Raw genomic sequence first — 15,551 nt, forward strand, 5'->3', positions numbered from 1 at the left:
CACCTTTATTTGTAAAAAAGGGGCTATAGCCCCTTTTTTAGTTTACACCTACCGCCGCAGCTGCATTCAGGTTACCAAATCCATATTGGGAACTTCTGTTGGGAAACAAATCTGAAGTAGACCGCATTTGATTGAGCACTTGATCTCTGGTCCAGCCCGGATTCTTGGCCCAGACTAAGGCAGCAATTCCTGAGGCCGTTGCTGTTGCTACCGAGGAACCACCCACCGTCGAAGGCTGGTCTCCGCTGTTAGCCACGCTCAGGGGTGTATTGCCACTTCCGGAGCGCTGCATTACTACCGTAAACTCAACCTGACTTCCCGAATGACAAGTGTCACATCGCTGATAGCCTGTGCCTTCTCTGATGCCTGTCACGGCTACGGTTTCATTCATATTTGCCGGAAAGATGACACCAACCCAATTGGTAAAGGAGGTGGAAGTACCCGCTGCCGCAAAAATCAGCTTTCCCCGGTTGAAGGCATAGCGCACGGCATCAGCCACTTTAGAATTGGAAAAAACATCTCCAATAGACATGCTGATAATCCGTACATCCGGTCGGTTGCCCAAGAGAACCAAAGCTTCTGAGACACCATTTTTTTCATCCGAAGAATTGATGATTACATCGCTTGTGCCTCTCACTGAGACTAAATTGGAGTTGTAAGCAACTCCTACCGTATTGCCTACTGTATTTCTTGGTGCTGCAATCACCCCTGACATGGCCGTACCATGTCCACATCGGTCATCCGGTCCATCGTAGCTTTTCCAAAACCAAAATCCGGTCTTGAACGTCCCGAACTTGGCCACATATCTTCCAGAGGACTCTCCTGAATTGAATCCAGAATTGAGCAGGGGCTGATCGGGAGAAAGGCCCGTATCAATTACCCCCACAGTGATTCCTGCACCGGTGCTTTGGCTCCATGCCTGGGCAATTCCCATTTGCTGATAGTTCCACGAGGCTTTGGCATTTGGGGTCACGGCTGTAAAATCTGAAGCCGGAAGTCCTGTATTGGGATGGTTGGAACAGCCGGCATCGCTTTGGATTCGGACGGCTGGACTTTCCCCATTATTGAGTAAGGAATAATCAAACTGATAGCCTACCGGCTCAAAATACCTTACTTCTGGCATCTTTCGGAGGTTTTGCAAAATCTCAAAATCCGCCACCTTCACTTCCAGATAGGGTAATTGCTCATGAATCAAGGCATCCTGATCCCGAAGTCGGAAATTGGGACTCTGATTTTTGGTAAGCGTGGCGGAGATCATTTCCAGAATAGATTCAGAAGCAGCTTCCCAACTGGCCGAGCTGACATCATCCAAACCTATCCGGGCATTGGGATCTTCCATTCCCACCGGCTTGTATCCGATAGTCAAAATAGAATCACCCTGAATCAGGGCGCTGTAGAGTAGCTCATCGCTTTGCTCCATCCAGATAAAATCCCCTTTTTCCTGAAGGGAATTAAGAATAATCCGGTCAATTTCCTTAGATGGGATTATTTTTTGGACTTCTTGTAGATCCTCCGCGAGGGAGACCGAGGGCTGTTCTTCCTGTGTACAGGATAAAACCACAACTGCTAAAAAAAGCAGGCTAAGGTTGATTTTGGATTTCAAAAACATGATAAAAATTTCTGTTTGAGTTTAACATTCAAGAAGTTATCACTTTCTCCTAGTAGAAAAAAATAGTATTTGTGGAAACTTCAAATTCGAAGGCAGGCAGATTGGTTGGTAAGCCTAATCCATTGAAAAAATAAAGTCTATCTCTTTACCAATCGTCATTCAGCGAAAAATCTTATTTCCATCCAATCCAAAAAAAATGAAAGAACAAGGGTAATACGTAGCCCCCTATTCTAATTCATAAAGGGAGGTCAGTAACTGGTGGAGAATAAGGTCTACTTTTGCCAAATCAAACTGACGACCACCTCCATAGACCACTCCCGAACTGATCCCCATCCAAGCAATTTCATTGGTTTTTGAATCTTGGATCAGAAAAATCACCTTTCCGATCATTCCAGAGTTGATAATTTTTCTTCCCCCACCACTTCCGTTTGGAGATCTATTTCCTGAATTATAAACATCATAGAATGGACCAGGGACAGAAGCATCAGTGGACAGGTCATCAGTTTCAATGAAATCCCGAGAAACAACTACTCCCTGAATCAAAAAATCCGGATTTTCTTCAGTTTCATTGAATCCATAGTCGATTAATTTTTCCCTAAAGGCTTGCTTGATCCTATTATTTCTTTTATCAGAATAATCCTCTTCTATCATTTTAAAGGTTTGATATTCTTTAAGCATCTCAGAATTGGAGAGTGTATCCACTCTGAGAGTTTCTGAAACCTTGCAGGATCCCAAAATAAAAATCAAAACGAGTAAGGGAAGGATTTTTTTCATAGTTCTAGGGTCGTAAGGGAAACTATCTACGATACGGATTATTCAATAAGTAGTTCAATATCAACCCTTATTTTAAAAATTCATTCTGAAATAGACGCCTGTAGGCCCCAAACTGATATTCTGGACAAAGCTTGGAAGCTCTTTGGCATGGGTCACATGGAATCCATACATGATCCCATCAAAAACCATCAAAAAAGTACCTTGGAGAATGATGGATTTCCCGAATCCGATCAATCGGTCATTTTCTATTCTCAGGCCTCTTTCTTTCAAATAGAATCCTCCTGCCATATACGCCACATCCAGAGCTGCATTGACTAAAAGAATCTTTTCGACACTTTGCTGTGCTTTGAGCGTCTCCCAAAAATCTGAGCCCGGAGATTCTTTGGTGGCCTGCCAATATCCTAAACCTGCAATGAGCAAGTTGACCGAATTCCAATACAGATTCATCTGATGAAAGGCCTTGGTCTGCCCGGTAGTCTGACTCGCTCCTATCCCACCCCAAATCATATTTCCCACAGCCCATGTGCCCAAAATCATCATGCCCTGCTGATTGTATTCCAGGCGGGTTTGATTAAACTCGGTAAGCCAGGGAAGCTCTTGTCCCAAAGCCAAAGAAGCCGTGGTAAATAAAAGAATCAAACAAAGGACAAAAGGAGAGATAGTTTGCTTTTTCATGAGCTTTTAACCTGTAGATGCAGACTAAGTTTAAGAAAAATAAGCAGTCCAAAGCATTCTACAGCCAAAAAACACCATCACCAATCCGACTCCCTTATTCAACAGGGCTATCAATCGAGGAGTCACAAACCGGGATAGCTGTTTGGCAATGAAAGCTTTAATCAAATCAATCAAAAAAACCGTCCCCAAAATCCCCAAATAATACAGGCTTATTTGAGAACCAGTCCAGCCTTGCTTCAAAGAGACCAAACTGGCGATGGAAATCCAAAATAGGAGGACAAAGGGATTGACTCCATTGATGCTAAATCCCTTGGCAAATGCATTTCTCTTTTTGGGAACTGGAAGGTTTATTCCTCCAGTATTGGGCCGATTCACCTGTTTTTTGACCAAAGAACTAATCCCGAATCCAACCAGAATCAATCCTCCACCATATCCCAGTATTTTCTCGAAAAGCACCGTATTGGCCAAGAAAGCCACACCAAAATAAGTCAATAGCACATACATGGCATCACTACACAGGATTCCCAAAGCCAATACCATCGCGTAGCGAAACCCGTGTTGAAGGCTATTGGTAATCAGAGTAAAAAAAACAGGACCAACAATGACACTCAAAAGCAGGCCCATGCTGACTCCTTCCAGCCAAGCATTACCCATGGAGGTAACCGTTTTGAATCAGGTAATCCTCCCAAGACTTTGCCTTTTCTCCTTTTAATACTCTGGGAAATTTATTTTGTCCTCCTTCTTTTCCCTGAGCTTTCATCCAATCGTAAAAGACGGAGGAAGGTAAAACCTCAACCAAAACTTCCTTCAAGGCATGTCTTCGCTCCACTGCATAGTCGTCATTGAGTTGGCAAAGATGCCCGTCCAGCTTTTCCCGGAAAAGTTGGGAATCCACCACATCATCAGAACCGATAAACCATCGATGGGCAAAAAGATTACCGGAAGGTATACCCAATACGGTGAATTCACGAACCCGAATATTCAGGTCTTCTGCCACCATCTCTATGGCCTTGTTCATGTTGTCCACAGAAAGATGCTCTCCGCAGAGGCTTAAAAAATGCTTCGTCCGTCCGGTAATGATGATTTCGGATTCTTCCTTGGAAACAAATCGGATCACATCCCCGATCAGATATCGCCAAGCTCCGGCACAGGTAGTGATGAGAAGTGCGTAATCTTTACCCTCCTCGATCTCATCAATTTTCAAAGTTTCTGCAGTGGGAAGAATATCCCCATTTGCGTCAAAGTTGGCCTCGGAAAACGGAACAAACTCATGGAAAATACCATTATTCAGGACCAAGCGCATGGATTTGCGATTGGGTAAAGCCTGAAAGGCCAAAAATCCTTCCGAGGCCAGGTAGGTTTCCATGTAAGTCAGAGGTTTTCCAAGCAGGCTTTCAAATCCTTTCCTGTAGGGTTCAAATGAAACACCCCCATGAACGAAAATCCGGAGATTAGGCCAAATCTCATGGATATCCTGCACCTGATAGCGCTCAATGATTTTTTCCAACAAAATCTGCAACCAAGCCGGCACACCTACTATGATCCCTATGTCCCACTTGGGGGCATTTTCCACTATCTGATCTAGCTTGTTTCCCCAATTTCGGTTGCGGGAAATTTTCTTTCCGGGTTTGTAAAATCTTTGAAACCAAATGGGAAGGTTGCCCGCAGTAATTCCACTGAGATCACCGGAGAAATACGTACCATTAAACTCCAAATCTGTACTGCCTCCCAGCATCAGTATCCCCTTGGTATAAAGAGATGCCGGAAAATCATACTTGGACAGACTCAAAATCTGCCTAACTCCGGTCCTCCGGATGGCCTTGACCATGGATTTGGTAATGGGGATATATTTTGAGGATGCACCGGAAGTCCCCGAACTCAGGGCAAAATACTTGACCTGCCCCGGCCAAGTGATGTTCTTTTTTCCCTCCTGTAGCAAATGCCAAAACTCGGCATGAATGGAATTGTAGTCATAAATAGGAACCTGAGCCTTATACCGATTGTAGAATTCATCAGGCCCTTTTTTCAACCCTTTCAAAATCCCATGAAAATCGTACTTCTTGCCGATAGCAGTTCGTTCCGCTTTGAGTAAAAGTTTTCGAAGTTGTTCCTTCTGAAGATCAAGAGGTTGAGTGACTTCCTGCTCCAAACTTTCCCGGAGTCGAATGCCCTTTTTGAGCAAATTGCTGAGGATTGCCATATCTTTGTTTTGGCCTGTGAATGTAAAAATGAACGCCTAAAAATAGAAAATGGATATCAAAGCCAATTTAGAAGCCGTCAAAAAATCATTTATCAACCCTGCCTGCCAGTTGATTGCTGTCAGTAAAACCAAGCCAATAGAAAACCTCCGCGCAGCTTACACCGCTGGAATTCGGGATTTTGGGGAAAATAAAGTCCAGGAAATCCAGGCAAAACAGCCGGAAATGCCAGCCGATACCCGATGGCACATGATCGGACATTTGCAAAGCAACAAGGTCAAATACATTGCTCCCTACATACACCTAATTCATGGTGTAGACTCTTTCAAACTCTTGAAAGAAATCAACAAGCAGGGCAAAAAGATCGATCGGGTGATTCCCGTCTTGTTGCAAATTCATATTGCTGAGGAAGAAAGCAAATTCGGATTTGACCGGGCTGAACTTGAAGAAATGCTGAGCTCGGAAGAGTTTGCTCAATTGACCCATGTTCAAATCAAAGGATTGATGGGCATGGCCACCTTTACCGAGAATCAAAATCAAATCAGAAAGGAATTCCGAGGTCTCAAAACTCTTTTCGATGAATTGAAAAACCGAAACCTCTCTCCTTTCGTCCAAATGGAACAATTGTCTATGGGCATGAGCGGAGACTATCAGATCGCTCAGGAAGAGGGAAGCACAATGGTGAGAATCGGATCGGCGATATTTGGAGCAAGAAACTATTCGGGAATATGAAAGGAACTCAAATCTTAATTTCAGCAGGTATTTTGGGTGCCTTGGCCGTCGGAATAGGAGCTTTTGGAGCCCATGGATTGGAACCGCTACTGATCAAAAATGGAAGATTGGAAACCTTCGAAACTGCGGTGAGCTATCACTTCTACCATGTATTGGCACTTTTCGGAATCAGCCTACTTTCCCTGATCAAACCCGATTGGAAATACCTCAGCTTTTCGGCTTGGTGCATGGTTCTTGGAATTCTGATTTTCTCCGGATCCCTTTACGTCCTCTCTCTGACCGGAATCACTTGGCTCGGGGCTATCACCCCAATCGGAGGAGTAGGATTTATCTTAGGTTGGCTGGGTCTTGTTTATTCTGCCTTCAAAAACTCGTAGCCCATTGAGAATCAATACACTTTTATTCCTCGCTTGGCTGGTCATCACCAACCCAGCATCAGCACAGCTGAGTAGGGCCCAATTTTCCTCTTTGGAAAATATCCTTGGAGAAAAAAGTACATTTTCCAGCCACATGACTGGCTTTGTCCTTTTCGACTTGGATTCCCAGCGAGTGGTCTATGAGAAAAACAGTCAACTCAACTTCATTCCTGCCTCTACCACCAAGCTCTTTACCCTCTTTGCTGCGGTGGCTATTTTGCAGGACAGTACGCAAACGTTGAGATATCTTCCGGCTGGGGATACACTGAAAATTTGGGGAGCCGGGGATCCCAGCTGGAAGTATCAGGATTTTCTTCAACCCAATTTTGAAAAAATCTGGAAAAACTACCGGGTAATCCAATTTTCGGATGCCAATCAAATCAGTCCCGCCTTCGGTTACGGCTGGCAATGGGACGATTATTATTTCGATTATTCGGCAGAAAGAAGTCCTTTGCCTATCTATGGTAATCTCTTAGAAGTAAAAAAGGTCGGGAATCGGGCAGAGGTCTTTCCTTCCCGGTTTCAAAAATCCATTGTGACCACAACCCTTCCTATCAAGGAATTGGAAAGGGACTTCCACAGTAATTCTTTCTCCTACAATCCCAATACATTTCAGGGAAGAGAACGCTACATTCCGCTTTTGACCTCAGGTCAGCTCACTTCTGAACTCGCCCAAGAATTGACCGGAAAAATCTGGATTTACAAAAAAGAGGCCATGCCGGATAACACCTCCCTTTTCCGTGGTGCCCCACTTTTTCCCCTACTTCGGGAAATGATGCTCGAGAGCGATAATTTCATTGCTGAGCAGCTGTTATGGATGGTTTCGGATCGGCTATTTCAGACTTTGGATACAGAACGAGCCATCGAATACGTTCAAAAGACTTTTTTCTTTGACCTGCCTGACCAGCCCAAATGGGTGGATGGAAGTGGACTTTCACGTCATAACCTGTTCACACCTCGATCCATGGTGGTCCTGATTGATAAGTTGTATCGCATCGTTCCGGAAGATCAGCTCAATGCCTTATTGCCAACCGGAGGAAAAACCGGAACGCTCAAAAACACTTTTCAGGCTGCCCAGCCTTACATTTTTGCCAAAAGCGGAAGCATGAGCAATCTCTACAGCCTCGCCGGTTTGGTGCGTACCAAAAGCGGGAAGACCTATGCTTTCGCATTTATGAATTCCAATTTTCTATCCAGACCCTCAGCCATTCGTGCAGAGGTGGAAAAGGTAATGGCCACGGTAAGGGATATACTTTAAGATTGTAAGCTTGGAATGGGAAAGTGAAATGTTTTGTCCGGTGTCGGATGTCAGATGACCGAAGAGTGGGGAGAAAGGAGTTGGAAAGTGGTAAAGTCCGTCCGGTATCCGATGTCCGATGTCGGATTAGTGGGGAGAAAGGAGTTTGAGGCTGGATGAAGGGTAGTTAAGAAAACCAAAAGAACCCTAATGAGGCTGTTTCTTAATTTGTTTCGTTGTCAGCCTGAGTAAAAAAAGTCTTTGAAAATATATAAAAGGGGATGACAGGGTAATCCTAAATGGATTCTTCTGTTATCATTTCACAATTGAAAACAATTTTTAACGAAAACTTATTTAGTAAGGGCGCGGTGGGCTGACGCAGCAGCGGGCCAGCGTCCGGCCATGTGCGGTTGGAGCTTTGCTGCGTCTTGAACTTTTGGTTCTTTTGGTTCAAGCCAAAAGAACAAAGAAAAAGAAAATGATTGATTAAGGCTATAGACGCTTGATTTAGCAACAACTTATTTTCCAAATCAAAAAATTAAATTCCGAAATTTCAATTATCTCGAAATTTAATTTATTCTGTCATTGGTAGCGGAATCAAAGGCCGTTTCCAGCTTTCTATACAACATTTCGAGACTCCCGTCTCTCAAGTACTTAATGTGACAAACTTTAATTTTGAGAAAGCTTTTTTAAAAAAAAATTTTCCAAAACTGTAAGGAAAAGAAAAGGCCTTGGTCTAAAGAAGAAAAAAACAAACCATGAAAAAGTTATTTCTTCTTTACCTGCTGATTTTTGGATCCTTGACTACTGGTCAATCCCAAGGTTTGCAAAGCCAAATCGTGGGAAAAGGTCCCAAACTGATATTGATTCCCGGCTTGGCCTCTTCAGGAGCAGTGTGGGATGAGACCGTAGCCGAACTTGCCAAAAGCTACGAATGCCACATACTTACCCTACCCGGATTTGGAACCAATCCAGCAATTGAAATGCCTGAGGGTTTTTTACATACCATGGAAGAACTTCTCCTAGATTATATTTTGGAACAAAAAGAAAAAGTCACGCTAATCGGACACAGCTTGGGCGGATTTCTCTCGCTCAGGCTCTCCCGGAGTCTCCCAGACCACATTCGGCAAACCATTATCGTCGACTCCTTTCCCTTTTACTCCGCTGCCTTTAATCCTGCTGCCACCGAAGAAAACATGGTCGATATGGCTTCCCAAATGAAGCAACTCATACTTTCCCAAAGTCAGGAACAATACCTCGCCCAGCAAAAAACCACCATGCCCATGATGACCATCAACGAGCAGAAGCTTCCACTCGCAGTAGAGTGGTCCATACAAAGCGACCGAAATACCACTGCGGAAGCATTCTACGAGTTGATGACTACCGACTTCAGAGATGAACTGGCGGAAGTAAAAACTCCCATTTTGGTTTTGGGAGCTTGGGCTTCGGGCAAAAATTATGGATTGACCGAAGAAAGTGTGAAAAAAACCTTCGGGGATCAATACCGATTGGCTGAAAACGTCCAAATTGAAATGGCTCCCACTGCGCATCACTTTATCATGTGGGACAATCCGGAATGGTTTATGGAAAAAATAACCGCATTTCTCCAATGAGAAGCCAAAAAGAACTGGACTTTGAATCGTTATACCAAAGCCACAAGGATAAAATCTACCGACTTTGTTTGGGGTTTGTTCGCGAAAAAGAACTAGCCAATGACCTATTCCAAGAAATTTTGATCAAAATTTGGAGGCATCTCGAAAGCTTCAAAGGCGAAAGTGACATCAGCACCTGGATTTACCGAATAGCCTACAATACGGCCCTTACTTTCACCACCAAAGAAAAGAAAAAGGCTGAAAAGCAAACCGAACTGCCGGAATCATTGGACCTGGCCGAACCGGAAAACTTCTCCAAGGAACAGGAAATCCAACTGCAGCAACTTTACCGGGCCATATCGGAACTCAATGAATTGGACCGAATCATTGCCACCCTGCTGCTGGAAGGGACACCTTACAAAAGCATCGGAGAGATCACGGGCATTTCCGAAAACTACGTGGCCGTAAAAGTCAACCGCATCAAAGCGGCCCTCACTCAAAAACTCAATCCGCAACCTCATGGAAACTAATTTCAACGATATACAGCAACTCTGGCAAAGCCAAAAAGCCAATAATTTTGACCTCAGTGGACTGATTCAGCAAATGAAAGCCACCGAAAAGAAGCAAAAAGCCGAATGGATGATCGCATGGATATGCACTCCGATTACCATGGTTATTTTGACTTTTGTACTTCCACTCAAAGACAGTCCCTTGGGAGTAATCACCCTGTTGATTATCGGTTTTGGAATGGGTTGGGTGATTTGGCTGAATAGTAAATCCCTTCTGAAAAAGGTGGAAAATTCCGATCTCTACAATCAGCGGGATTACCTGGAGGAACAGCTCCAGAAACTCAAATTTCGCGGAAAAATCATCCAAAAGCATATGATTACCTATGGAATTCTCTTGACTATCGCCATCAATCTGGGGTATTTGGCAGTTTTGGCGCCGCTATCCTTACCTTACAGAATATTTGCTCATGTTGGGGCCACGCTTTTTATCGCAGGGATCATGTGGATTACTTTGAGAAAAAAGAGGAAAAAATTTGAAGCCGAATCCCAACCTGTGATCAGGCAATTGGAAAAACTCCTCGATGAACTGGAAAAATGAGCAAAACCCTGTCAATTGGCAGGGTTTTTCTTTGATGTCCTTAGGAAAAAGAAAGTAATTTGACCAAAAATAAATCCAAAATGGACAAACGCACTTTTCTCAAATCATTTGGCATGGCTGCGGCATCCGCTTCACTCCTGGGCTTTGATTTCAAAAAAACCAAACTACCCAACCTACTATTGCCTAAAGGCATTCAGAAAGGAGATACTGTAGGCATCATCTCCCCTGCAGCGGCCACCGCAAATCGCATGGAATTCACTTATGCAAAAGAAGCCATGGAAGGACTCGGGCTTAAAGTCAAATTAGGAGAAAACCTGAAAAACCGTTTTGGACATCTGGCTGGAACCGACGAGGAGCGCGCAGCAGACCTCAATGCCATGTTTGCCGATCCGAAAGTCAAAGCCGTTATTTGTATCCGCGGAGGTTCAGGAGCTGCACGGATTCTTCCCTTAATCGATTATGAATTAGTGAAAAAGAACCCCAAACCGCTCTTGGGCTATTCGGATATCACCGCACTTCACTGCGCCTTGCAAAGTCAGGCCGGACTGATCACCTTTCATGGACCTAATGGCTCCGGCAGCTGGAACAGCTTCAATGTGCGACAATTTGAAAAGGTGTTTTTCAACCGGGAAAAAGTAAGCTATGTCAACGAGGGAAGTAAAGGCGATGAGCTGGTACAAAAGTCCAATCGAATCCAAACTTTGAAAGGAGGCACAGCAGAAGGCAAACTCTTGGGAGGGAATCTGACTGTATTAACAGCTTTATCAGGAACTCCTTATTACCCTGATTTTCAGAACTCTATTTTATTCATAGAGGACATTGGAGAAGATCCTTATCGGATAGATCGGATGATGAGTACCCTTCAGCTCAATGGCACACTTTCCCAAATCAAGGGATTTGTATTCGGCCAATGCACCGATTGCGATCCGGGAGGAGGCTATGGGAGTTTGACAGTAGATCAGATTCTGGATCAATACGTTTTGCCTCTGAATATCCCTGCTTATTCCGGAGCGATGATTGGACATGTACCCAGGCAATTTATTCTTCCTGTAGGAGCACGAGTCAAACTCAATGCCGATGAAGGGAGCCTGACTTTACTAGAATCCGTATTTGCTTGATCATTAAAGAAACCTTATCCATCTTGAATCCTAAGTTGAAATTGACATGTTTCCCCATCTTATTTCCATTGTTTTCTCCTTATTCCTTTTCCTTCAGTGCAAAACCGATGAACCCATGGAACTGAAAACTCTAAGCTATCTCGCATTGGGTGACTCCTACACGATCGGTGAAGGAGTGGAAGAAAACGAACGCTATCCCATGCAATTGGTCAGCCGACTGAATTCCCTCGGAGGTCAGTATTTCTTTCCGCCCAAAATCATTGCCAAGACAGGTTGGACTGTGGATGAACTGGAAGCGGGAATCCAAGCTGCGGACACCTCCCCGGAAGGATATGACCTAGTCACACTTCTCATAGGAGTGAACAATCAATACCGGGGAAGACCGGTCGAGGTCTACGAAAAAGACTTTGAAGCCATACTTCAGCGCGCGATAGCTTTTGCCCGGGGGAAAAACGATCATGTCGTGGTGCTTTCCATTCCGGATTGGGGAGTGACTGGTTTTGCTAAAGCCAGAAATACTGATCAGGAAAAAGTAGCTGCAGAAATCGACGCCTATAATGCTGCCAAAAAAGCCATCTGTAGCCAATATGGAGTGGTCTTCGTTGATATCACTGATGAGTACCGGGAAATCGGGGGATTACCGGAAATGATGGCCGGCGATCGCCTACACCCTTCCGGATTGGTCTATACCCAGTGGACCGAAAAACTTTTGGAAGAAGTCAAAAAAATCAATTTCTAAGCCCATGAAGACCTTTCTGATTCTCTCTCAATTGATCCTCGTTGCTATGGCTTCATGTACCAGTAAGGAAAAAGAAGAAGTTGAAAATCAAGTCCCAACAGAAACTTGGTGGATCAACTCTGCCAAAGTGGACTGCATGGGAGTAGGTCCGATGACCTGCTTTCAAATCCAGAAATCAGAAACCCTAGATCATCGAAATTGGGAATTGTTTTATAATGAAATCGAAGGCTTCACCTACGAACCCGGAAACATCTACCGAGTCAAAGTAGAAATCACAGAGAAGCCCAAGCCTGTGCCTGCCGATGCTTCTTCGCTAAGCTATAAGCTGCTTGAAGTCCTCAGTAAGGAACCCGATCAGCGACTTGCCCTGACCAATATCTGGAAAGTGGTTTCTGTGGGTCGATTTCAAGACCCTAAATCATTCAAATCCGGAAATCCGCTCACTTTTGAGCTGAATGTGAGCTCAGGGACTTATTTCGGAGAAATGGGCTGCAATACCGTGCGGGGAAGTCTGGAGGTATTGGACCATTCATCAGTCTTTTTTGGTCCGGGGGCGACCACGATGATGGCTTGTCCGGATATGGAGGTGGAAATTGACATGAGAAAAGCCCTGGAGAAAATCAGAAAGTACAAGTTTGACAAAGGCCTACTCTACTTAATGGATGAGGAGGAAAAGACCCTGATGATGCTTCAGGGGGTGGATTAAACCATTCATAATTTAATTGAATTCCCTGCACGATTTATCCCGATTGTTGGCAGGGAATTTTTATTTTCACGCAGTCAAATAGAGACCTGAATTTTTGAACCTGAATCCATGAAAATCATCTGCATCGGCCGAAATTATGCCGCCCATATCGAAGAACTCAAAAACGAAAAACCCGGAAAACCTGTCGTCTTTCTCAAGCCAGATACCGCAGTGCTGAAAGGTGGAGCTCCTTTTTTTCACCCCGATTTTTCTGAAAATATCCATCACGAAGTCGAACTTGTCCTCAAAATCTCCAAGGAAGGCAAATACATTCAGCCTCAATTTGCACACCGCTATTTCGAAGAAATCGGATTGGGAATTGACTTTACAGCCCGGGATCTTCAAGATCAATGCAAAGCCAAAGGCCTGCCTTGGGAAATCGCCAAGGCTTTCAACGGTTCGGCCCCAATCGGCGACTTCAAACCGGTTTCAGATTTTGTCGACCTCAAAGACATCGACTTTCATTTGGAAATTAACGGAGAACTCAAGCAGAAAGGAAACACCAGCTTGATGCTGTTTGACTTCGCCACCATTATTTCCTATGTCTCCCAGTTTTTCACTCTAAAGAAGGGAGATTTGATCTACACCGGAACCCCGGCTGGAGTAGGTCCCGTAAAAATCGGAGATCACCTGACTGGATTTATAGGAAATGAAAAAATGCTCGATTTTGAAGTTAAGTAAGCTTTTTTTGAATAAACGTCATTGCGAACGCAGTGAAGCAATCTTTGAATTGATGTCTAGAAAGCTGATTTTCCTCGTTTTTGTACTCAGCCTTTCCACTCCTTTCACTGGTTTTTCCCAACAGATTGAGAAAGGCTATTTCCGCTCCCCGGTAAAGCCTGGAGGGAGAAACTACCTTTCCGGTAACTATTCCGAACTCCGTCCCAATCACTTCCATGCGGGTTTGGACTTTAAGTTTGGAGGTGCCGAGGGAGAGCCGATTTATGCTGCGGCAGATGGTTGGGTTCATCGGATCAAAATCTCCTCTTTCGGCTACGGAAATGTCATCTATCTCAAGCACCCCAGCGGACATATTACACTGTATGGGCATTTGAGGAATTTTGTCCCCAAGTTGCATGACTGGATGGTGGCCAAAATGTATGAGGCAGAGCAAAACGAGCTGGAAGTCTATCCGGCTGTAGGTGAAATCTCCGTAAAAAAAGGGGAATTGATCGCTTATGGAGGAAATACCGGAAGCTCCGGCGGCCCTCACCTTCACTTTGAAATCCGGGACAGCTTGGATCGAGCCATGGATCCGCTTTTGGCTGGATTCTCTGAAATCTTGGATACAACCCCTCCTACTCCCCAAAAAATAGCCATTGTGCCGCTGGAGCTGGATAGCCGCGTCAATGGGAAATATCAAAGAATCGAGCTTACCCCAGTTCTCTCTGGTTCGGAATACCGGATTCCCGAGACCATTCGAGTGACGGGCCGAGTAGGACTGGAAATGCAAAGCTATGACCGACTGGACGGAGCCAGCAACCAAAACGGATTCCCACTTTTCGAAGTGGCGGATGACTCAGGCTCGCTTTTTTCTCTTTTGGTGGACAAAATAGACTACAATTTCACCCGGCAATTTTTATTGCACACCCATCAAAATCGCTTTACCAAACTGTATTTCCAGCCTGAGCTGAAGTATGATTACCTCAGCCCTGCCGATCCGGCGACAGGCGTATTTGAAGTAGCTTCCGGAGAAAAGAAAAATCTCCAAATTCGGCTGAAAGACGCTTATCAAAATACCAGAATTGTCAAATTGACGCTCACCGGTGCAGATTTGGATTCGACCATTGCCGACGGAGCGGCTCCTTCCACTCCTCAGGTCAGCTACTTCCGAAATGTGATGAAAATCAAAGTTCGTCAAAGTGACAAGGGTGGATTAGCAAGGTATTTTATCGGGAACAAATCCTACGAAATCCTCCCGGCCTATCAGGATGCACAAAGCCGAACTTACCTTTGGGACCTGAGATTCGGGATTCCTGAAAAAATTGACCTGTGTTCAGAGATTTACATTCCGGATTTGGTCGGGCATATTCCCTTGGGTCAGGAGTTTCTATTGGCTACGCCAAAGCTTACTGTGAAAACTGAAGAAAACAGCCTTCTCCAAGATTTATACCTCAGGGCGTCTCATTCCGGACCTGCAAATGCTCCGATACTGAGGCTTCAAGAAACGACCGAATACCTTTGGAACCCAATCGAATTGCTGTGGGATGTGAGCGGATACACCGGAGACAAAACCAAAACCCACGTTTACCTCCGCTCTCCCAATGGTTCCCGATCCTTTGCAGGAGGAGAATGGGAAGCCGGTCAAATCCGCTTCAAAACCAGAAATTTTGGTAGTTTTGTTTTGGCTGAGGATAAGGTAAATCCGACGATTACTCCTATCCGGGTCAATGGGCAAGGCATGAGATTTACCATCAAAGACAACCTGTCCGGAATCCGAAGTTTTGAGGCTTGGGTTGATGGCAAATGGGTACTAATGCGCTACGAACACAAACAGGCCGTCATTTGGTCTGAAACAAAAGATAAACAACCGCTGAAAGGGGCAGTTTTACTAAAAGTCACCGATATGGCAGGGAATGTTGCCGAGTATCGATCGACGATTCCTTAAA

General features: G+C 44.6%; 16 protein-coding genes. 11 read left to right on the forward strand and 5 right to left on the reverse strand.

Features of this window, described 5'->3' with window-relative positions; genetic code table 11:
- Positions 1-37: 37 nt before the first annotated feature.
- The 5 genes from AAA943_RS00690 to AAA943_RS00710 form a co-directional block, all read right to left on the reverse strand.
- Positions 38-1,609: a S8 family peptidase gene (locus tag AAA943_RS00690; protein WP_338222316.1), complete on the reverse strand. Its 1,572-nt coding sequence runs from the start codon at positions 1,607-1,609 to the stop codon at positions 38-40.
- A 225-nt stretch (positions 1,610-1,834) separates the two neighbouring features.
- Positions 1,835-2,383, reverse strand: a complete 549-nt coding sequence (locus tag AAA943_RS00695; protein WP_338222317.1) for a DUF4136 domain-containing protein — start codon at positions 2,381-2,383, stop codon at positions 1,835-1,837.
- 72 nt (positions 2,384-2,455) lie between these two features.
- Positions 2,456-3,058 (reverse strand): DUF6992 family protein, encoded by a 603-nt coding sequence (locus tag AAA943_RS00700; RefSeq protein WP_338222318.1) that lies wholly within the window; start codon positions 3,056-3,058, stop codon positions 2,456-2,458.
- Positions 3,059-3,088: 30 nt separating this feature from the next.
- Entirely contained in the window at positions 3,089-3,712 is a 624-nt protein-coding gene (locus AAA943_RS00705) for a LysE family translocator (protein WP_338222319.1), read from the reverse strand.
- Positions 3,705-5,258 carry a GH3 family acyl-acid amido synthetase gene (locus AAA943_RS00710; RefSeq protein WP_338222320.1) on the reverse strand — a complete coding sequence of 518 codons (1,554 nt, stop codon included), beginning with the start codon at positions 5,256-5,258 and terminating at the stop codon, positions 3,705-3,707. The genes AAA943_RS00705 and AAA943_RS00710 overlap by 8 nt, the downstream gene beginning before the upstream one ends.
- 49 nt (positions 5,259-5,307) lie before the next feature.
- Here AAA943_RS00710 and AAA943_RS00715 point away from each other — a divergent pair, with 49 nt between their 5' ends.
- The 11 genes from AAA943_RS00715 (at position 5,308) to AAA943_RS00765 (ending at position 15,550) form a co-directional block, all read left to right on the forward strand.
- The gene (locus AAA943_RS00715) at positions 5,308-5,988 is read left to right on the forward strand and encodes a YggS family pyridoxal phosphate-dependent enzyme (RefSeq protein WP_338222321.1); all 681 of its coding nucleotides are present in this window, start codon (positions 5,308-5,310) and stop codon (positions 5,986-5,988) included.
- Complete coding sequence (locus AAA943_RS00720; protein ID WP_338222322.1) at positions 5,985-6,365, forward strand: DUF423 domain-containing protein; 381 nt, start codon at positions 5,985-5,987, stop codon at positions 6,363-6,365. Before AAA943_RS00715 ends, AAA943_RS00720 begins: the two co-directional genes overlap by 4 nt.
- 4 nt (positions 6,366-6,369) lie before the next feature.
- Positions 6,370-7,662, forward strand: a complete 1,293-nt coding sequence (locus AAA943_RS00725; protein WP_338222323.1) for a D-alanyl-D-alanine carboxypeptidase — start codon at positions 6,370-6,372, stop codon at positions 7,660-7,662.
- 737 nt (positions 7,663-8,399) lie between these two features.
- Complete coding sequence (locus tag AAA943_RS00730) at positions 8,400-9,254, forward strand: alpha/beta fold hydrolase (protein WP_338222324.1); 855 nt, start codon at positions 8,400-8,402, stop codon at positions 9,252-9,254.
- Positions 9,251-9,763: an RNA polymerase sigma factor gene (locus AAA943_RS00735; RefSeq protein WP_338222325.1), complete on the forward strand. Its 513-nt coding sequence runs from the start codon at positions 9,251-9,253 to the stop codon at positions 9,761-9,763. The genes AAA943_RS00730 and AAA943_RS00735 overlap by 4 nt, the downstream gene beginning before the upstream one ends.
- Entirely contained in the window at positions 9,753-10,340 is a 588-nt protein-coding gene (locus AAA943_RS00740) for a hypothetical protein (protein ID WP_338222326.1), read from the forward strand. Before AAA943_RS00735 ends, AAA943_RS00740 begins: the two co-directional genes overlap by 11 nt.
- Before the next feature lie 80 nt (positions 10,341-10,420).
- Positions 10,421-11,458 (forward strand): S66 peptidase family protein, encoded by a 1,038-nt coding sequence (locus AAA943_RS00745; protein WP_338222327.1) that lies wholly within the window; start codon positions 10,421-10,423, stop codon positions 11,456-11,458.
- 115 nt (positions 11,459-11,573) lie between these two features.
- Positions 11,574-12,197 carry an SGNH/GDSL hydrolase family protein gene (locus AAA943_RS00750; protein ID WP_338222328.1) on the forward strand — a complete coding sequence of 208 codons (624 nt, stop codon included), beginning with the start codon at positions 11,574-11,576 and terminating at the stop codon, positions 12,195-12,197.
- Between the two features lie 4 nt (positions 12,198-12,201).
- The gene (locus tag AAA943_RS00755) at positions 12,202-12,903 is read left to right on the forward strand and encodes a DUF4377 domain-containing protein (RefSeq protein WP_338222329.1); all 702 of its coding nucleotides are present in this window, start codon (positions 12,202-12,204) and stop codon (positions 12,901-12,903) included.
- A 108-nt stretch (positions 12,904-13,011) separates the two neighbouring features.
- On the forward strand, positions 13,012-13,623 hold the full coding sequence (locus AAA943_RS00760; RefSeq protein WP_338222330.1) for a fumarylacetoacetate hydrolase family protein: 612 nt from the start codon (positions 13,012-13,014) through the stop codon (positions 13,621-13,623).
- 52 nt (positions 13,624-13,675) lie between these two features.
- A complete protein-coding gene (locus AAA943_RS00765) occupies positions 13,676-15,550 on the forward strand; it encodes a M23 family metallopeptidase (protein WP_338222331.1) in 1,875 nt (624 codons plus the stop codon).
- Position 15,551: the final 1 nt, after the last annotated feature.

Source organism: Algoriphagus confluentis (assembly GCF_036245625.1).
Classification (GTDB): domain Bacteria; phylum Bacteroidota; class Bacteroidia; order Cytophagales; family Cyclobacteriaceae; genus Algoriphagus; species Algoriphagus confluentis.